Below are 18,360 nucleotides of genomic sequence, written 5' to 3' on the forward strand. Positions count from 1 at the left end.
CCCCGACTCACACCGTACGTGCGACTTTCACCGCATACGGCGTTCCCTCGTGTTCAAGCAAGTTTACAAGTTCCTTTGACAGGTTTAAGTTTTCTAGCTCGTCTTAGTCGATTCAGCTTCACTTTCTGCTTTTCCGAAAGGTTACTACAGTAATCAGCATTTTTATCTTCAATAAGTGGAATAACAGCTTTGCTAACAATAACGATATTGCTATAATCGTCAGTACCATTTCTTTCTTTTGGTTTTATTCTGATACCGACTGCATTTTCTGGCTCTAATTCATTTCCAGTAATGTAACATTTCCCATACTGTGCCACGAACTTTGAAACCACATTATTTCTAAATTCAATCGTATCATCTTCATTAAGAAACATCTGAAATGCTTTCAGTTTACTGCTTTCCACTGCTCTCTGATTATTATGAATTTTCTTTCTGCCCTTTTCAGTATAATTGCATATCTCCTGTGAAAAATTCATTGGAGATTTATGATGCACTCCTGTAATCGGCAACATATGAATATCCATAATTCTGTAAATCTTTTTACAGTCTCTGATTCCTGTTGTTTTCTTTTTGAAATCACTTGGAGTTTCTCCGAATCTGACTATTTTTGCTTTCTTCCTCAACCTGTTGTTACGGGTTCGTAATAAAGCATAATCAACCTCTGTAAGGTTGTTATAAACATTCGTTGCAATCCGATAATAATTCTGTATCCCAGTGACTGCACTGTTATACTTCTTTACTTCCTCTGCGTTTGTATGATTCTGTATTTCAAGAATCTTTTGTCTCAAATTAGCTTTTGATTTCTTCAAGGCTTTTTCACACATATCTGTTTTTGCAACATAACCATACTTTGATTTTCCCTGTGGCACTGCTTTGATTTTGAATCCAAGAAAATCTGATGAATTCTTTTTCAAATTTGTTACCTTAGACTTCTCTGGACTGATTTCCAATCCCAGCCTGTTATTCAGAAAATCTACTACAGCATGGTAATATCTTTGTGCTTCTGGATATGTTCTGCACATTATTTTAAAGTCATCTGCATAACGCACAATATATCCGTCTTTCAGATTTGTGTATTGTCTGGCATATTGTGCAAAACCTTTGCTATTTCCCTTTCGTGGCATATAAGTTTCCCATTGGTCACTTATCCACCAGTCAAGTTCATTTAACACAATATTAGATAATAACGGAGAAAGTATTCCCCCTTGTGGAGTTCCTTTAGTCGGTATTCCCTCTCCCTCGATTTCACACTTTAAAAGTTTGCTTATAATACACAACAGCCTTTTATCCCTGATTCCAAGATTCCAGATTTGCTTCATTAGTTTTCCATGATTGACATTATCGAAAAATCCTTTAATATCAATATCCACACAATAATAATGTTTGCCTAAATTGATAAGGCTTACCATTCTGCTGACTGCGTGGTGGGTACTTCTGTTTGGTCTGAATCCATAGGAATGATTATGAAATTTCGGCTCGCATATGGGTTCTAGCACCTGCAAAATACATTGTTGAATCAGTCTGTCCCATATAGTCGGTATGCCAAGAGGTCTCTTTTTATCACTGCCAGGCTTTGGAATATATACTCTCCGCACTGGTAATGGATTATAGTCCTCTAATCTGGCTCTCACTTCCTTTATCAGCATTTCATCATTAAGTTTGGAAATATCCTCTATTGTCTTTCCGTCAGTACCTTTGGTTTTACTACCAGTATTACCTTTCAGATTTCTGTATGCTAATCTGATATTCTGCTTTGAACCTATTACCTCCATTAACTTGTAAAAATTATTGTTGTTTCTGCTTTGTTGATACAACTCATCAAATATGCTCTGCATATCAAAATATTCGTTGTATCTCAGCTTGTCTTTCTTCAACATGGTCTGTACCCTCCTTTCAGAGTAATACATCTCTTAGTCTTACACGAACCCATGCTGAACTCTCTACTTGCTCTAGCACACGACTAGTGGCTATCCCTCCACCACTTATTATCATGGTTTCATCGGTACTGTGCCACCACTCTCACTGGCATAAATACAGGTTATAACTATGCTAATCTCACACAGCTTTTCCCTGTAAACACTTCACAGATGGTAAAATCTCCATGTTGCCAGCTTTCCACGTTCCAAATATGCTATCTTTACATATACCCTTAGGTTTCCTCTATAAGCCTGTTACTTTACCAATGCCTGTAACATTGTATGGACTTTCATATGAACGATTTTTACTCATCCACAAGTAACGACACTAATTGTGTCACATGGCCTTTCGACCACATCCCGATATAGACCTGTACATTCGAGGATTCGTCAGTTTTTAGCTGTACTCGTCAGCTTTTATTCCATTCTAACCATAGGTATTTTATAGACCTCCGGCATATCACATACAACTCCCACCTCTGGGAATCTTTCGACAACCTAATGTTTCGGTATGCTTCTGCCGACTTCACCGAGCTTCTGACACTTCATATTTACCTAATCCGTGCCAGTCGGAGTATCAAGGAAGCCCTTCGAGGCGTTACCCTCTCATTTGACTTTTCGCATATTTAGTTCTCCTTATGCTAATTGTTTTTATATAAACGCGACGCATAAGTGGACAACCTTTTCAGTTGCCAACGTGTCGCACCGTTCATTGGATCTATAACGATTATTTCATCATCTCCCGACAAGAATACGCTGCCCATTTCCATCTTGCAGAAGAAGGATTTACCGGAACCCGGCACACCAAATACAAAGCCATTTCCATTGATGAGCTTCTTTCTGTTACCGATATTCACATTCTTGCTGATCTGGTTGATGCCATAATAGTTTCCTGTGCTGTCATTTAATTCCTGCACATTAAATGGCATAAGCACCGCAAGTGACTGGGTAAGAAGTGTACGCATTGTCTCCACCTGTCTTACACCAATCGGAAGTGCTGTGTTGAGTGCCTCCCTCTGCTTTAAGTAGTGTGTGTCAATCGTGCAGCTGTTACGCTTTCCGATAGTCTCCACTGTCTCACAGACGCTATCAAGCTCTTTTTTGCTCTCTGCCATAAGAATAATAGTAACTCCCACGAAGAAAAGGCACTGGTCATTCTCACGAACATCATCCATAATTTCTTCAATCTCCTTTTTCTCCGTTCTCTTTGCATACGAGATTTCCGTAGAAAAATCATTGTTCTTATTACGGATTCTCTGCTGTTTGATGATATCCGACTCGATACCAAGGTACTTTTTCTGAAGCACCTTAGTAGTTAAATCCTTTGGCACAGGCACTACATCAATGCTTGTAATAGAATGGACTGGAAGAGAAGTAATCTCATTGATGAATCTGTCTGATAAACTGCTCGGATACTTCTTGATAAAAAGTGCCTTGCAGAATTTACTCTCATCCTCAAAATGATCTGGAAAATATTTCACCATTCCATTACACAGATCATTCTTAAAATCTGCTCCGACCTTCTTTGCCTTCTTAATATCAAAATCAAAGCTGCCCTCATCTCCAAGATGATAATAGTCATAGAGCACTTTCAGTCTCTCATTGCCATTAAGTGGTACAATCTCTGCACCAAGCTCAATGAAAGCCTTGTGTATCGTTGCCTCAAGGGTTGCAAACTGTGCCTTCGCCTCCTCAAAGTTCTTTCTCTCAATCGTGATTGTCAGGTATCTCTCCTGCTCAATCCCCTGTCTGCCCTCAATAATCTTCTCCTCAATGATGTCATTGTAGATACTTCTATAATTATTGAAGCCATCGTTTTTCTCAGCAATCAGAACCTTATCACGGAGGTCATCCATGTTTTTGTTCTTATTGTTGATCGTAATCTTATAATTACAGTCCAGCGAATTTAAGAACTTACAGTATCTCTCGAAAATACCGATCTGCTCATCCTCGGTTGCTGTCGTGTAATTGATGTCGCAAAAGCGGTAGCATTTGGAATACTTATTTTTGCTTACTTCAAAAATGCCGTTTTCAGCCACCGCCATAATCTCTATGGTTTCCTGAATGGATTTAGGTGTCTTATACAAAGGCTCACTCGCCTTCTTTAATAACTTAAATCCGTCTGTAAATAAACCCATGTCTCTAACCTCGCTTTCTTATAATGAAAGCCCGCCGGGAACTTCACCCTGCGGGCTATGTTCCCGACCTTGCGGTCAGATACTATTCGTTTCTAATGCATTGCCTTATATGCTGCAATACCAGCTGCTATCGCAACAATGACTGCGACAAGTCCAAGCAGCATGTTTCTCGTCTTTTTCTTCATCGCTTCAAACTCCTCCTGCTTCTTTACTGCCGAATCAGCTGTTGCAGTCTCCGGTTCAGCCTTTCTGCCTTTCTTCTTTACTTGTTCATTCTGTTCTGCTTCTAACTGCTTTATTGCAGGCTCTCCCTCTGTTGATACATAGGTAAGTGCCCTGTTTCCAAACATAAAATGCAGTTTCTTTCCCATATACTCGTAGAAATTCATCCCATTAAAGGAATAGAAACCACCAAGTGCAATCGGTGCCACACAGGGAATTGCCACATAAGCAGAACCCGTAAGACCGATATACTTGTAAAGAAGAAGAACGATACCGCCACCAACCACTACGCTTGCAATGGAAAATATAAGCTGCCTTGCAGTAAGTCCCATTGCAACCGATTCCTGATAGCGGTCAATATCCTTGTTTACTTCGATTACCATTGTCCCTGCCTCCTATCTTGATAAATCCTTTGTCTCTGGCTTTCTTGTCATTCCGATATTTGCCTCATACTTATCCATTCCATCCGGACACAGTTCTCTAAGCTTATCTACATTGAACAGATAAAGAGGATATTCACAGAACCCGCTCCTTTGCGTGAATCCTGTAAACTCTCCAATGTCATTGTCTGTAATAAACTTTTCAATATCCGGCATGTCATTCACATTCAGATATCCGCAGTAATTTGGTGCTGCAACCGACAAATTCACAGTCACATCCCCAAAAGGCTCCTCATATCCATCTTCATTACACATAAGACCAATAAACATTGCACTGTTATTCATATACTGCTGGATATCAAATGTCACCTGCGTTTCTCCGGTTATGCTTGAATTATAAGTAACCTGTTTCTTTTCATTATCCATTTCTGCCTCCTTCTATAATCCAAATGCCTTGCTTGTAAGTGTCTGTGCACCCTTCACACTTCCGACAGTCATTGCTATCGTAAATGTCATTTCACACAGATATATAAGTGTCTGTGCCCAGTCAGCATAACTTCCTGTAAATGCCGGAAGTCCTGCATTGATAAATGCATTACATACCACAATCGCAAGTGCCATCGTTACTGCCTCAAACACACATGACAGGAAATATTTGCAGTAGGTAGCCATTGTATGGCTGACCATTCTGTTTCCTGCCATCGTGGAACAGGCAATCGCACCGAGCGGCACAATGATCAGTATCTTTAAGAACCTGAAATACACTGTGTAGATGATAAAGAATCCACAGATAATAATGATGATTGCAAGCAAAGCTGTAAGTATCAGCATTACTAAACTTTCACCAAATCCAAGTCCTTTAATGATGTCTGCCTGTGTGCTGTCAATGGCAAGCTGCGTCGTTGTTCCGGCAGATATAAGTCCCACCAGATTTCCTATGGAAGTAAAAAATGCTTTCATGATCGTGACATTATTTGCAACAAACCATTCTGCAAGTCCCAGTCGGATAAGCATACGGAATATGGATTCAAACCTCATTTCGTCTTTTACATCTATACTTTCCGAGCAGAAACCGATAACAAAGAACAGCACAACAAGGGATGAGCCGACCGCTACAAAGACCGGCTCAATACCCTCAATGACTGCCCAGGGACCTCCGCCCTTGAAACTGACCGGTGACTGTCCAAGCATTGCAAAGACCAGGGATATCTGATTGTTCCAAAATCCAAACACCGCTTCAAGAAGTGCCAGGATCTTGTCACCAAGCTTAAAAATATCCATACTTGTAAATTCACCTCTTTCCTTTTACTAAAAGGGGAAATGCATTTCCCCAATCTTAGAAGCCTAAGAATGTCAGAACTGTTGAAATACCAGCCATCATGACACCTGCCACAATTCCTTTCAGAGCGGAGTTCATGGTAGATGAATCCTGCTGCTGATAGGCTTGTGCGAACTCCATAACATTCTTTGCAAGAATGATGACACCGACAGCACCAATGACTGCAATGATAAGTGTCTTTAAGTTCTCAAGTGGCTGTGTTACTGCGGAAGTACCTGTACCTGCTGCAAAACAAGTAGTGCTCATAAGCATCACTCCCATAAGTGCTCCGGATACTGCCGGAACGAATCTCTTCTTAAAATGAATGAATCTGCTCTTCATGCCTTTCTCCTCCATCTTATTGTTGTTTGCTGTAATAATCTGTTCTTTTCTCATGTTGTTTGTCTCCTTTTAAATAAAAAATAAGCCAGCAGGGACATTCCCTAACTGGCTGTTAAAAGTTACTCTATATGATCAGGCAATGCCTGTTGTAATGATTAAATCGGGCTTTCCCCGATGTGGTGTGCTTCAACCCCCTCCTTTCAAGGCGCAAAAAAGCACCTTAACCTTATTGTGGCTAAAGTGCTTATATTGTTATATTATATAATTTCAATTTTTGTTTTTTCTATAACTGTGTCTGGTTCAACGACATCCAAATATTTTGCTTCCATTGATTCCAAATAATCAAAATCATTCATCCATTTATGGATTGCATCATTCATTTTATAAGATGTCTTATTCAAATTTAGCAAGAACGTCAAATGATTCTTTATATCTTCATATGAACATATTTTACTTGTTAATAAGAATTGTAATACTCGATGTCTTTGCTCATCTGATAAATTCGCTTGTTTGGAAACATTATAACCAAACTGATGTATCAATGATTCTATATTTAACTTTCCATATTCAGCTTGTTCATCATAAGAGTTTTTTGCAGATAATAATCTACATAATATGATTCCCTTTTCTTTTAATTGCCTTATACGCTCCGAATATGCATAATATTGTCCTGTATACCACGAATAGTATACAACTGTTGGCTCTTTAATTATCGTACCATCTATTTTGCATATAGGAATTAATGCTTTTTTCTTTTGAATGCCAGGGATAACTTTTATGTGTGATTGCTGTATAGAATATAATCCTGACTCACCATTTCCGAGATCTGACCTATTTTCTTTATCAATTGACTTTTCAGTCAAATTACTTACTAGAATACCATCAAATGCAAAGTTTGCAAATGGGTATGTATTAGCTATCAAGGAGTCAAAATATTTCTTTTCTATAAAGAACTTTCTACAGTATTTACAACCATATGCTTTTACTTCATATGGTTGTACTAGATTTTTCTTTTTAGAAAATGCAAGTATTGAACGTCTTATTCTTTTTAAAGGTAACGATGGATGCTTTTCACACTTTTCATTTTCAATAATATGAAAAACCGGTCTATTCTTTATACAGTACTCTCTATCTCTTTTTATACTATCTATCCATTCATCGCCTTGCTTATCAAGATCGTGTGCAATCAGTAACAATTCGTTTTCATTAATATTATGATAAAAATGGTTCATTCAGAAACTCCATCTCAAATTGATATTTTTTATTATGTGCCCTCTATATCCCTATATCAAAATAATATTTTCATTTCACATAGGCACAGTATACCACATTTTCTGTGCCTATGCGATATCATTTAATGCTTATTCCGATATGAACTCATCTTCTCCACAGTGACCTCCGGATAGAAATAAGTCAAAATCGTTGCTTTCGGAACTCCTGCGGCAAGTGCTTTTTTCACCTCTTCTTTCTGCTCCGGTGTATACGACCAGTGCAGCATTCTGTTTGTGATGGTATCTTCCCACTTAGGCTTTTCCCTCTCAGGATTCCTTACAGGCTTAGCACCAGTACTTCCACTAGAAGAGTTGGCACTTTCTTCAGCATCAGACTTCTGTGATTCATCGACATACTCAAGCTCATTTGCCTGCTCCCTGTCAATCTTTGCCTTCTGCTCTGCTTCATCCTGCATGGAGAATCTTCTGCTTAATTCCGCATCACCAAGCATCATAAACTGCTCATAGGTAAGAGAGTCTATATACACATTCTCGCCCTTATCCTTCAGTTTTTCATAATACTTAACTGCCTTGTCTGAAAGAATCTCAAATGGCGGACCGATAAGATTATCTGCTCCCCTTATCTGATGAACATAAGGCTCTCCCTTGCCATCTGCTGTCTGGTTAAACATCGGATGATTGAATGGTATGAACTTATTATCCATGATAGGATCAAATCCACGGATAAAGATAATACACTTTTTGTTATCCAGCTTTCTGACCTCATCGGGTGTAAACAGTTCTCTACCTAATACATCATAGTTTCTTGAAGAGCTTCCCTGTCTGCCCTTTGTCTCTCCACTTGACTTCTTATCAATCGTCCCTTTGCCCAAAAGCTCCGAGACATACTTGTGTGTACTCTGCTCATTGCCTCCAAGATAAATGAAAGTATCGCAGTTGCCGGGAATTGTCTCCCAGGTATCCTTGAAAAGTGCCTTTAGCTGTGCAAAGTTCTGAATGATGATAATACTTGAAATTTCACGGCTTCGCATTGTCGATAACAGGGAACAGAAGTCATCGGGCAATGCGACATTCGCAAATTCATCTAACATAAATGTCACATGGATTGGCAGTCTGCCTCCGCAGTTAAAGTCTGCCTGATAGTACAGTTCCTGAAATATCTGCGTGTATAACATACCGATAATAAAGTTATAGGATTTGTCACTATCAGGGATTACACAAAAGAGTGCTGTCTTTGTCTCACCATCTCCATTGACTCCAATGCCGATATCAGAAAGATTCAGCTCATCTTTTGAGAGCAATCTTAATACCTGCTTATTCTCAAGAAATGCAAGTCTTGAGTTGGCACTGATTATGATGGAACGGACTGTGTCTCCTGCACCTCTCATACATTTGTTGTACTGCTTTACTGCCGGATGATTGGCTCCAAGCGGAGAACTCTCCTCTAAAAACTTCATACGCACATCCAGCTTTGATGCCTTTCCCTTCTCTGTAACCTCTGCCTCTCCAAGAAGCTTCAGTACTGTCTCAAAGTTTCTCTTTGCCGGCTGTACCTCCAGCCACACATAATAAAAGATAGCCTGTAAGAATAATCCTTCCGCTTTTTCCCAGAACGGATCACTTGGTGTTGCTCCCTTTGGTGTCGTATTGCTGATAAGGTTTGTAATCAGCTTGACCACATCTGTTTCCTCTCTGATATAGGAAAACGGATTGTAACAGTCTGATTTATCCATCTCTAACAGATTTATGACTTTCACATTGTATCCGTTATTCTTTAGCATCTGACCGCAGCTTCTAAGGATTTCTCCCTTTGGATCGGTACAGATAAAGGAACAGTTATGCGGCATCTGCATAAGATTCGGCTTTACTTCATAAAATGTCTTTCCTGCTCCGGAACCACCACAGATAAGGATATTTCCATTAAGCTTCAGCCTTCTGAAATCCAGCGACATCTTCACATTCTGGCTGAGTATCCGGTTGAAATTCTCATCCTTATCTGCAAGTATCTTGTTGACCTGCTTGGGATTTTCAAATCTTGCTGTACCAAATTCCTTACCCGGCATATAGTTTCTCTGACTGGTGTAATACATGACAATAGCCATCGCATAGATACCTAATGCAATGGCTACTGCTTTTACTGTATTGGAATTGTAATAGTTGGCAAAGGGAACAGCACATACTTCATTGAATCTGTCCATAAATTCATTAAAGGCTATTCCCTCTACCCACGCACCATTTATCAGATAACCAAGATACCCTGCTAACACTGCACCCACCAAAATAAATATCAGTGACGGTTTTTTCTTCGTTGTCTGCATAGGCTGCTACCTCGCTTTCTTTGTGGTAACAGTTTTCTTCTGTGTGGTCTTTTTCTGCTGCTTCTGCACTTTCTCGTAACGCTCCCTGACAGATGACTCCACCTTGTCGTAGTGAGTATAAAGTTCGGTTCCTTTCTGGGTTGTCACAACACGATTCTGCTCATCGTAAAGCTTATAATCCTTGGTGGAATCAAGGAAGGTAAGCATTGTCTTTCCACCATGAATCTCCATGATGTTTTCCTTACGGAGCCATACATATCTTGCCTCTTCTCCCCATGTGCCGGGAACTCTGGTCTTAACAGCATGGTCATTCTCTTCGATAATCAGCTTCTTGCTGATAGTCACATCTGACAGGTTCGCATTCTTTGATGCTGCAACTGCCCTCATTCTCTCAGCAAGGTCCTGATAACCTCTGACACGATTGATAAATGCATCCTTGTCCATCATGACTGTATGGGTGCCATCCTCATTCTTACTGCCAAGTACACCGATTGTCTCAAGCTGTCTGATAACACTTTCAGCCTGCTCACCATTGATACTGAAATTCTCCTTGACCTGATCCACACTGATAGCTTTCTTTTCCATTGCAAACATTCCGACCTTTTCGATCAGTCCTTCAATAGTGGAATTAACCCTATCCCCTTCTATCGTGTGGCTTTTCTCGTTTCCCTGCTGTTTCTTCAAAAAATCCATCAGCTTGCCAAGGGATTTTTCATCTCCATTCTTCAGATAATCGTCAAATGTGGCAATCTTGCCAAACTTGAGCTTCTGTATCATCATATTCACACGTGGAACTGCCTCCGTATGAAAGATTACCTCACTCAGTCCGTCTTTCCTGTTGCAGTCCGGAAGTACTGAATAGAGTATTCCATACTTCTTTGCCATCTTTTCAACCTTTTTCATATCTTCGGTATTAAACTGCAACACCTGTAAATCACCGCCCTTTAGGAGCAGCTTTCTCATGGATGTCTTGCCAAGGGATTTCTCATAATCAAGCATACCCTTCAAAAAATCAATTGCCTTTTGCATCGCAGCTATACCACCGCTTCCTACTTTCATTGCAATTTCTATTCCGTCATATGCGACACGGATAATCTGTACCGCTTCCTGAATCTCTTCTGCCATTATCGCACCTCTACTTTCTCTCTGACTGTTGTTTTAAGTGTTTCTGTCTCTGTAGTACGGATTTCTTCTGCTGATACATCAATACCATAAGCAGTTAAGATATCTGCCAGATGATTGATTGCTTTTTCCTCCTCGATCCGGTACATTTCAAGAGCCACAAGCAGGTTTTCCACCTGCTCCACCCATGCAGGCTTCATATCATATTTAGACCTGTATGTGACCATAATCTCGTCCGAATCAGCCTTATCCGCTGAATGTGCCAATGCTTCAATAAGAGAAATCGTATCTTCCTTGCTGCCGCTTCTGAATGCGAACTGGACAACAAAGTTTTTCTCTTCCTCTGTAAACTGATGCTCCACACCATTCATCTCTGTTACTGCTTCATTTACTACTGCTAAATTCATAAGTTCCTCCTAATCTGCCATGCTGTTTTCAAGCACAGCAATCTCAATGATCTCCTTCATCTTTTCCGCTGAAATGTTGTTGTTTATAAGCTCTACAAGCTGTGACTCAGTAAGTCCCTTTTCTATTGCACTCTTAATCTGCACAAGCTGTGCCGGAACAAGGTCTCCCGATGCTACCAGCTTTACAATGTCAGCTCTTGACTTTTTCTTAAATGACAGTCTTGCAAAAAGGCTTGCCACTCCGCTGTTGCTGCTCTTTCTCACACTTCGCTCAATCGGAAGTCTCTGCACCACATGACCTGACGCATCCACAACCGGAAGCTGGTAATATACTGGTATTCCATTCTGAATAACTGGTGCTGCTTGTGGTACTGCTATGGTATCCACCATTTCCTTACCTGCTGTTGTCTCGGCTACATTATCTTTAGGCTTTGTCTCCTCCTGTTTTGGTTTTTCCTCAGCTGCTTTCTTATTATCTACAGCTACTCCCATAATCTTATCTTCCAGCGATTCAATACGTTCACTCATACGCTTCATCTCCTTATCTTTTTTCTCAATATCATCCCTGAGTCTGGCAATCGTGCCATTAGCCTTGTTAAGTTCATTCTGCTGGTCATTAATCAGCTCATCCTTCTCCTGATTATCTTTAACCAGCCGCTTCCTTACTTCCTCATCATCTTTGGAAGTCTCTATTTCAGAAAGCTTCTTATTCAGGGCATCATACCTTTCATTCTGGTGATTGATCTTTGCGACCACTTCATCCATCTGTGCGACAAGAGCTTTCACATATTCCGAATCCTCCGGTTTCTGTTCTTTCGCTTTACTAAGATTTTCTAATACCACATCAAACATCCTGCGCATGTTTACTGCTGTATCATCTTTTTGGATTACCTCTCTGATTGCATCAATCGGCACACCTTTTTCATAGTAATCCAATGCTGTCTGCATCTTAGGTGCTGCCATCCTGTTTTCTTTCAACAGCGTTAACAACTCTTCTGATACACCTTTATGCAGACATTTTGATAACACCTTCATCTGCTCAATGTCATAACTTTTGTTAAGATACAGACCAATTTCATCATCAGTCAGCCCATATTCATAATCGCTTTTGACAAGAGCAATGACCTCACTGTCCATATGCTTATTACGAAGAATCTGTATCTTTCTCTCAATCGCCATTTCACTTAATGGCTCTCTTTTTTCTTCCATATATGCCTCCTAACCACTAAAAAAACAGCCTAACGTACCGGCTGTTCTTTTCTGTCTCTTATTGTTTCTTTGTCATACTGCTTCTCTTCTGCCGAAGCTGATACTGTAAGTTCTTTCCAGATTGATCTTCCCAGACTGAGTTCCTTTGACACCGCCCGTTCTGCCTTACAGTCCTGTGCATACTTACTCTCATATTTTTTTCTAAGACTCTCGACCTCTTCCACACTGTATCCCTGTGCTAAAAGCTCTGTGTTAAGCCTTTTCCATGCATTATGCTCATCTTCAAAGAAGGTATCCCCACTCTGATAACACGATTCCGCATCATCAAGCTCCCGGATCTGTTCAGCCTTCTCAAAAATATCTTTGAATCTTTCCTTAGCCTTATAAGTCTTACTCTTTTCCTTTGATGCTTCTTTCTTCTTATCCGTCAGATTATCAAGTACCGACACAAGTTCTTCTGCACTCTCAATCTTATGCCTTACCAGAAAAAGATACTGCTCCTGCAGCTTATGCATCTTTCGGATATCATCCTTATACTTCCATGCCTGACTGTATGGCTTCTTTTTCAGCTTTCCAATCTGGTAAAGCTTTGCATAGTATCTTTTCTGCAAGCCTGACATCTTCGCCCGGCGGTATCTTTTGACATAGCACTTTACTATCGCTGCATGTTTTTCCTCATTCTGTGACTGGTAAAAAGATAAATCTTCCTTAGCAATACGCTCCACAATAGCTTCCTGTGAATAATTATCGCCAAGAGTCTTACATCTTCTGAATCTTGTCATCCCCTGTGGTCTGACTGCCAGATACTTTCCCTGCTTGACCTCATATCCTTTTTCCGACAGCAGCTCCAGAAATCCACTAAAATCATTTGCCTGTAAAATGCAGGCATCAAGATCTCTTTTTATCATATCTGCCCACACAAAGCTACCTTCACGATATTCGCTCCAATCCTTATAATTCGCGTGCTGTTTCTCTTTGCTACCATCCTCCACATCTATAATGGAAAGACCATACTCCTGACACAGCTTATTGGTAATCGGCTGTATATACTTTGCCCAGTCACCTTTCTCATAGCGATACTTTTTCCCATCCACAAAGCTTACACTGTTAAATACAATGTGTGAATGAACATGGTCTGTATTATCATGAACCACAAATACCGCTTCATAGGCATCACCAAGATATTCTGCTACAAACTTCTGTGTTATCTCAAAAGCCCTGTCCGGTTCCACCTCATCCTCTTTGAAGGAAAGAATGATGTGATACCCCTGTCGCTTGTCTGTTTTTCCAAACTGCCTCTTTGTATCCATCATCTGTTCAAAAGCCATATCTGCCTGGCAGTTAACAGCTCCCACAAGTCTTCCTCCCTGCGTTTTCTCAGGATTCATTACATAATCCAGTGCCCGCTTTAAATGCCTTGCATGAAAAGAATTCCCGCTGTCCTTCATGTGAAGTATCTTACTGATTGCCAATCTTTACCACCGCCTCGCTGACAGACTGATTCAGCTTTTTCATATATGCCACAAGCTGTTCCTTATCTTTCTTGGAATACAGCTGTGCATTGCTGTTAAATACAATCTGATTGATGTTAATGCCGATGCGGTTTACCTCATTGATAAGCTCTTTAAGAAGTTTCCTTACTTCCGGATAATCATTCGGTTTCTGACTGATTAGAAGCCTGATATATTCGGCTTCATTCATTCCATTTGCCTTTGCCTTATCAGAAAGAACCTTCGCTTCCTGTGGCATAAGTCTTAGTGTTTTCCTTATACAATGAACTTTATCCGCCATAGAATCACCTTCCTCTCTTACCCGTACTGTATTCTCTTACTCCTTCTGCTACTGTTACAGCAGCTTTTTCCAGTTCTTTATTACCCAGCTGGGCAATAACCCTGTCTGCAAGCTCTGTGGCAACTGCTATAAGCTCCTTACCATAACTGGTTTTATCAAACAATCTGTCCAGTCTCTTTTCATCTGCTTTCAGACTTTCATACCTGCTCTGATACTCGTTATAGTCGTTAAAATCCTTTGGATCACTCCTGTGTGCTTCCGCATCAAGTATCAGTTCATAGTTCCATTCACAGACAATATCTATAACATCATCAATCGGGTATGGCTCTATTTCACCATTCTCCTCAGCTATATCCTGCCTGTACATCTTCCCATCGGAATCTATGCCAATAGCATAATCATGTCCTTCCATATAGTTAAGCAGAATTGCAGCATCTTCTATCGAAGGGTTTAGTAAGATATCAAATGTGTCTGCCCAGGCAATAAGTTCCTCCGGTTCTGCGATTATTGTAAGTTCTTTATCCATTGCTTTCCTGCACCTCCCTTATCCGTGTTTTGTATATCTCTTCCACCCACACGCCTGTCTGAATCTCTTAGGTTTACGGCTAGATACGCATTAGAGACATCTCTGTCCTAATGCCATCTAGTTAGGGAGAAAATCTCCCTAAAACCCTCTGTTTATGAAAGTGGGGGCGCTTTTTGCCCCCACTTTGCTACTTTGGGGGCGCTTTCTGCCCCCATTTTGTTATTTTGGGGGCGCTTTCTGCCCCCACTTTTATTTTTACTTCAGTCCGGATTTTGTCGTGTCCAAATTTTGGGGGCACTTTTTGCCCCCACTTTGACATTTTGGGGGCGCTTTCTGCCCCCACTTTGCTGTTTTGGGGGCGCTTTCTGCCCCCACACATCAAAATCCGGTTTCTCATGCCCTGACTGGTTCATCTGCTCGCTTATTCATCCTGTTCAGATTAAGCTTTGCCGCTACAAGCCACTCGTTGTAATCCTTATATCCGGCAGGTGGCGGACAGTCTTCTACCTCATATCCAAGCTCATAATACTTTCTCATAAGTTCAGCTGCTGCTTTTCTCCCCGGCTCATCTCCATCAAGGCAGAACCGGATGGAAGTAATCTGCGGATATTCCCGAAGAAAAGTCTCAAGTGGTGCATCTGCAAGCATCCCAAGTGCCAGCTTATTTGATTCATAATCCGCGAAGATATCGGCATAACTCATAAGGTCGATTGCAGCCTCAAATACTACAAGCTCTGTACTGTTTTCATTCACCACATTAAATCCATAGTTCTTATCATTTCCTGTGACATCACACTTGAATGACTTACCCTGCTTATCAAACACTCCCCGCATACTTGCAAATCTTGTCACTCCATTTTTATCATTTCCTTTGAAAACAACATTGTGATAATGCCTGCTCTCATAAATCAGTCCTTCTTTTAAAAACAAATCTATGACTGCTCTGCTGATTCCTCTCTCCTGATTCAGATAGGAAATAAGATAGGAATTATCTCCTGCCGGTTCCGGTAGGACAAATGGCTTTCTCTCTTCTGCCTGCTTCTGCGATACCTGATGAACAAGTGGCTGCTTTACAGGATTCTCGATTCTTCTGTATCCTGCAAAATCTAAAAGCCAGAATACAGCCTCTTTTACACTCATTCCACAGAATACCCGTAAGAAATCTATCTGTGAGCCGCCATTGTTGCCTTTGTCAAACTGCCTTGACCATCTGTACCAATGGCTTCTGTTATAGATACGGATGGAATCCATCTCCTTTAAAGTGTGGTATTTGCCAATCCTCTTTACTGTATACCCAAGGCTTTCTGCAACTGCACACAGATCAACACGCTTTGCTATGGCAAGCTCTTCATCCGTAAATCTTCCATCCATGTTTTCACCTTGCCTTTCCCTGCTCTGCTACAAGCGGTGACTTGATATCAAGTGTCCGGTAATCTGTGCTCAGGGTAATCTTAGGATTATCAATCATGCCTTTTTCCCTGAAACTGAAAAATTCACGATTGTCTCCACCGACTATGATATGGTCAATAAGCGGTATTCCCATCAGTTCACACAGCTTGTTCATACGGTCTGTCATCATCGTGTCTGCCTTGCTTGGGAATACATTCCCGGATGGATGACAATGGATTAACATCATGCTTGCCGCATTGCTTAGGATACTTGATTTAAACAGCTCTCTCGGATGTGCCATTGCCTCATTTAAAGAACCAACACTTGCAAAATGCACATTGATAGGTTTTAAATCTGACCTTAGATTGACCACACACACTACTTCCCTGTCAAACTGGCACATACAGTCTCCCATGACAGCAGCTATATCCGCCGGATTATTAAAGGTGTGCTCCGAATAAATCGGAGCATCCTTTACAAGTCTTACCGAAACCACATCAAGCTTGAAGTCATTCTTCTTTGGCATCAGACACCGCCTCCTCTCCAAACTCGACACGGATAACAAAGTCACCTTTCTGGCTGTTTATGAGAGCAATGAGTTCTTCCATTGTAAGTTCCTGCTCCATAGCTGCCTCCTATCTGGACTTTTCCTTCGCGTCATATACAAGGAGAGGTTCTGCAACGATACCATCAAGTCTCTTGTTTGGTGTATCAGTTGCAAGGGTGAGTTTTCTTAAATCCTTATCATAGTGATATACCTGATTGGAAAGTCTCTCGTCCAAAGACACCTCCTGCATATTTACCTCGACTACCATCTGTGCAAGCATCTCAGGGCTTCCCATATCTGAAGATACTGCAATAACCTCATGCACGCTCGAAGGGAGAATATAAAGGTCACTCTCTAAACTCTCTGCCAGCTCATGAAGCTCATTCTCATAAAGCATGGATGCTGCACCATTGATACCCTTTTCATTGGAAATCACCCACATCGTCTGCTCCGGTGGAATCTCGGCTATCATCATATCTGCAATCTCTTGTGGCATCCCATCCCTTGCGAACATTTCTCTCATAATGTCATTCATGCTACGAACGACAGGTGGGAAGAGTCTTCTTGTGTTTTCCGCTGCACACTTAAAGAGCTGTTCCTCACTCATTCCAAGTCTTTTTGCAAATTCATTTGTAATTTTTGAACTCTGCACCGCATCCTTATCGGCACTGATTATTACCTTATACACAATAGAGAGATCCTGAAACTCCCTGTGAGGCACCTGTTCCAAAAATGTCTTATTCTGCTCTGTATTGATGAGCTGGAATACAATCTTCTCGTTAGCATCCCTCATAATGCTGTCCACATCAACAACCGGAGCCTGCTCATATGCCCTTTCCATAAAGTCACATGCAGCCATAAGTGTTTCCTCAAGATCGCCACAGTCCTGATACTTCTTATACATGTCATTGATATAAATCGTAGGCGAAATATTCCTGCCTTCTTCTCTTAAGATGATGCCATCAAGAGTCACATTCACCTTTTCCACTGGCTCTGCCACAAGCTCCATTCCTTTGAACTTCTCAGGCATATAATCCATAAACTTTTCTTTTACTACTTCCTTAAAAATCTCATAATTCATCATATTACGGTTCCTCCTTAATCTAAATTGTCATATAAAATTCCTTCATCATCGGGATTATTGTGTTCTCTGTAACTGTTGTCTTCTTCGATTCCCATATCAAAAGTGGTATGAGATTTTCTTTTCTTTCTGTAATAATTCTTGAGAAACATGCACTTTCTACAGTTCTCACAGAATAATTCTTCTGGCGGAATACCAAGTGCCTTTGCAATCCTGTTCAACGTTCCCGTCTTTGGAACTCTTGAACCATTTTCGTATTGGGCAATTCTTACATCACCTCTATTTTCAAAACCACTTTTCTCGCCCAGTTCCCTGAGTGTCATTTTTTGTCGTTTTCTGTAATATCTGATTCTTTCTCCTACCACTGTTTGTCCTCCAAATCAAAAAAGCGGAGAACATAAGTCACTGGCTTACATTCCCCG

At 40.7% G+C, this 18,360-nt stretch carries 17 protein-coding genes and 1 pseudogene; all 18 read right to left on the reverse strand.

Features of this window, described 5'->3' with window-relative positions:
• Positions 1–53 precede the first annotated feature (53 nt).
• The gene (gene ltrA / locus BIV20_RS11870; RefSeq protein WP_075678574.1) at positions 54–1,877 is read right to left on the reverse strand and encodes a group II intron reverse transcriptase/maturase; all 1,824 of its coding nucleotides are present in this window, start codon (positions 1,875–1,877) and stop codon (positions 54–56) included.
• 746 nt (positions 1,878–2,623) lie between these two features.
• Positions 2,624–4,054: pseudogene (locus BIV20_RS11875) on the reverse strand (VirB4-like conjugal transfer ATPase, CD1110 family); the annotation flags it as partial.
• A 92-nt stretch (positions 4,055–4,146) separates the two neighbouring features.
• Positions 4,147–4,659: a PrgI family protein gene (locus BIV20_RS11880; RefSeq protein ID WP_075720926.1), complete on the reverse strand. Its 513-nt coding sequence runs from the start codon at positions 4,657–4,659 to the stop codon at positions 4,147–4,149.
• Between the two features lie 12 nt (positions 4,660–4,671).
• Positions 4,672–5,082 (reverse strand): DUF4313 domain-containing protein, encoded by a 411-nt coding sequence (locus BIV20_RS11885; RefSeq protein ID WP_075720927.1) that lies wholly within the window; start codon positions 5,080–5,082, stop codon positions 4,672–4,674.
• 12 nt (positions 5,083–5,094) lie between these two features.
• Entirely contained in the window at positions 5,095–5,937 is an 843-nt protein-coding gene (locus BIV20_RS11890) for a hypothetical protein (protein WP_004611540.1), read from the reverse strand.
• 55 nt (positions 5,938–5,992) lie between these two features.
• Positions 5,993–6,370: an electron transporter RnfA gene (locus BIV20_RS11895; protein WP_075720928.1), complete on the reverse strand. Its 378-nt coding sequence runs from the start codon at positions 6,368–6,370 to the stop codon at positions 5,993–5,995.
• A gap of 203 nt (positions 6,371–6,573) precedes the next feature.
• Positions 6,574–7,548: a hypothetical protein gene (locus BIV20_RS11900; protein WP_075720929.1), complete on the reverse strand. Its 975-nt coding sequence runs from the start codon at positions 7,546–7,548 to the stop codon at positions 6,574–6,576.
• Between the two features lie 122 nt (positions 7,549–7,670).
• The gene (locus BIV20_RS11905) at positions 7,671–9,866 is read right to left on the reverse strand and encodes a VirD4-like conjugal transfer protein, CD1115 family (RefSeq protein WP_075720930.1); all 2,196 of its coding nucleotides are present in this window, start codon (positions 9,864–9,866) and stop codon (positions 7,671–7,673) included.
• A gap of 6 nt (positions 9,867–9,872) precedes the next feature.
• Positions 9,873–10,991, reverse strand: coding sequence for a PcfB family protein (locus BIV20_RS11910; RefSeq protein WP_075720931.1), 1,119 nt, complete (start codon positions 10,989–10,991; stop codon positions 9,873–9,875).
• Entirely contained in the window at positions 10,991–11,395 is a 405-nt protein-coding gene (locus tag BIV20_RS11915) for a hypothetical protein (protein ID WP_015521662.1), read from the reverse strand. Before BIV20_RS11915 ends, BIV20_RS11910 begins: the two co-directional genes overlap by 1 nt.
• A gap of 9 nt (positions 11,396–11,404) precedes the next feature.
• The gene (locus BIV20_RS11920) at positions 11,405–12,604 is read right to left on the reverse strand and encodes a hypothetical protein (RefSeq protein ID WP_075720932.1); all 1,200 of its coding nucleotides are present in this window, start codon (positions 12,602–12,604) and stop codon (positions 11,405–11,407) included.
• Between the two features lie 29 nt (positions 12,605–12,633).
• A complete protein-coding gene (locus BIV20_RS11925) occupies positions 12,634–14,076 on the reverse strand; it encodes a relaxase/mobilization nuclease domain-containing protein (protein ID WP_330554300.1) in 1,443 nt (480 codons plus the stop codon).
• A complete protein-coding gene (locus tag BIV20_RS11930; RefSeq protein WP_006858891.1) occupies positions 14,063–14,395 on the reverse strand; it encodes a plasmid mobilization protein in 333 nt (110 codons plus the stop codon). Before BIV20_RS11930 ends, BIV20_RS11925 begins: the two co-directional genes overlap by 14 nt.
• A 4-nt stretch (positions 14,396–14,399) precedes the next feature.
• Positions 14,400–14,921: a multidrug transporter gene (locus BIV20_RS11935; RefSeq protein WP_075720933.1), complete on the reverse strand. Its 522-nt coding sequence runs from the start codon at positions 14,919–14,921 to the stop codon at positions 14,400–14,402.
• Positions 14,922–15,314: 393 nt separating this feature from the next.
• Complete coding sequence (locus tag BIV20_RS11940; RefSeq protein WP_021894483.1) at positions 15,315–16,292, reverse strand: DUF3991 and TOPRIM domain-containing protein; 978 nt, start codon at positions 16,290–16,292, stop codon at positions 15,315–15,317.
• A 4-nt stretch (positions 16,293–16,296) separates the two neighbouring features.
• A complete protein-coding gene (locus tag BIV20_RS11945; protein ID WP_004611525.1) occupies positions 16,297–16,836 on the reverse strand; it encodes a JAB domain-containing protein in 540 nt (179 codons plus the stop codon).
• A gap of 109 nt (positions 16,837–16,945) precedes the next feature.
• On the reverse strand, positions 16,946–17,941 hold the full coding sequence (locus BIV20_RS11950) for a DUF5688 family protein (protein WP_075720935.1): 996 nt from the start codon (positions 17,939–17,941) through the stop codon (positions 16,946–16,948).
• 14 nt (positions 17,942–17,955) lie between these two features.
• Entirely contained in the window at positions 17,956–18,303 is a 348-nt protein-coding gene (locus BIV20_RS11955; protein ID WP_021894481.1) for a helix-turn-helix domain-containing protein, read from the reverse strand.
• Positions 18,304–18,360 lie beyond the last annotated feature (57 nt).

Origin of the sequence: Roseburia sp. 499 (assembly GCF_001940225.2) — a bacterium.
In the GTDB taxonomy this organism is placed as follows: Bacteria; Bacillota; Clostridia; order Lachnospirales; family Lachnospiraceae; genus Petralouisia.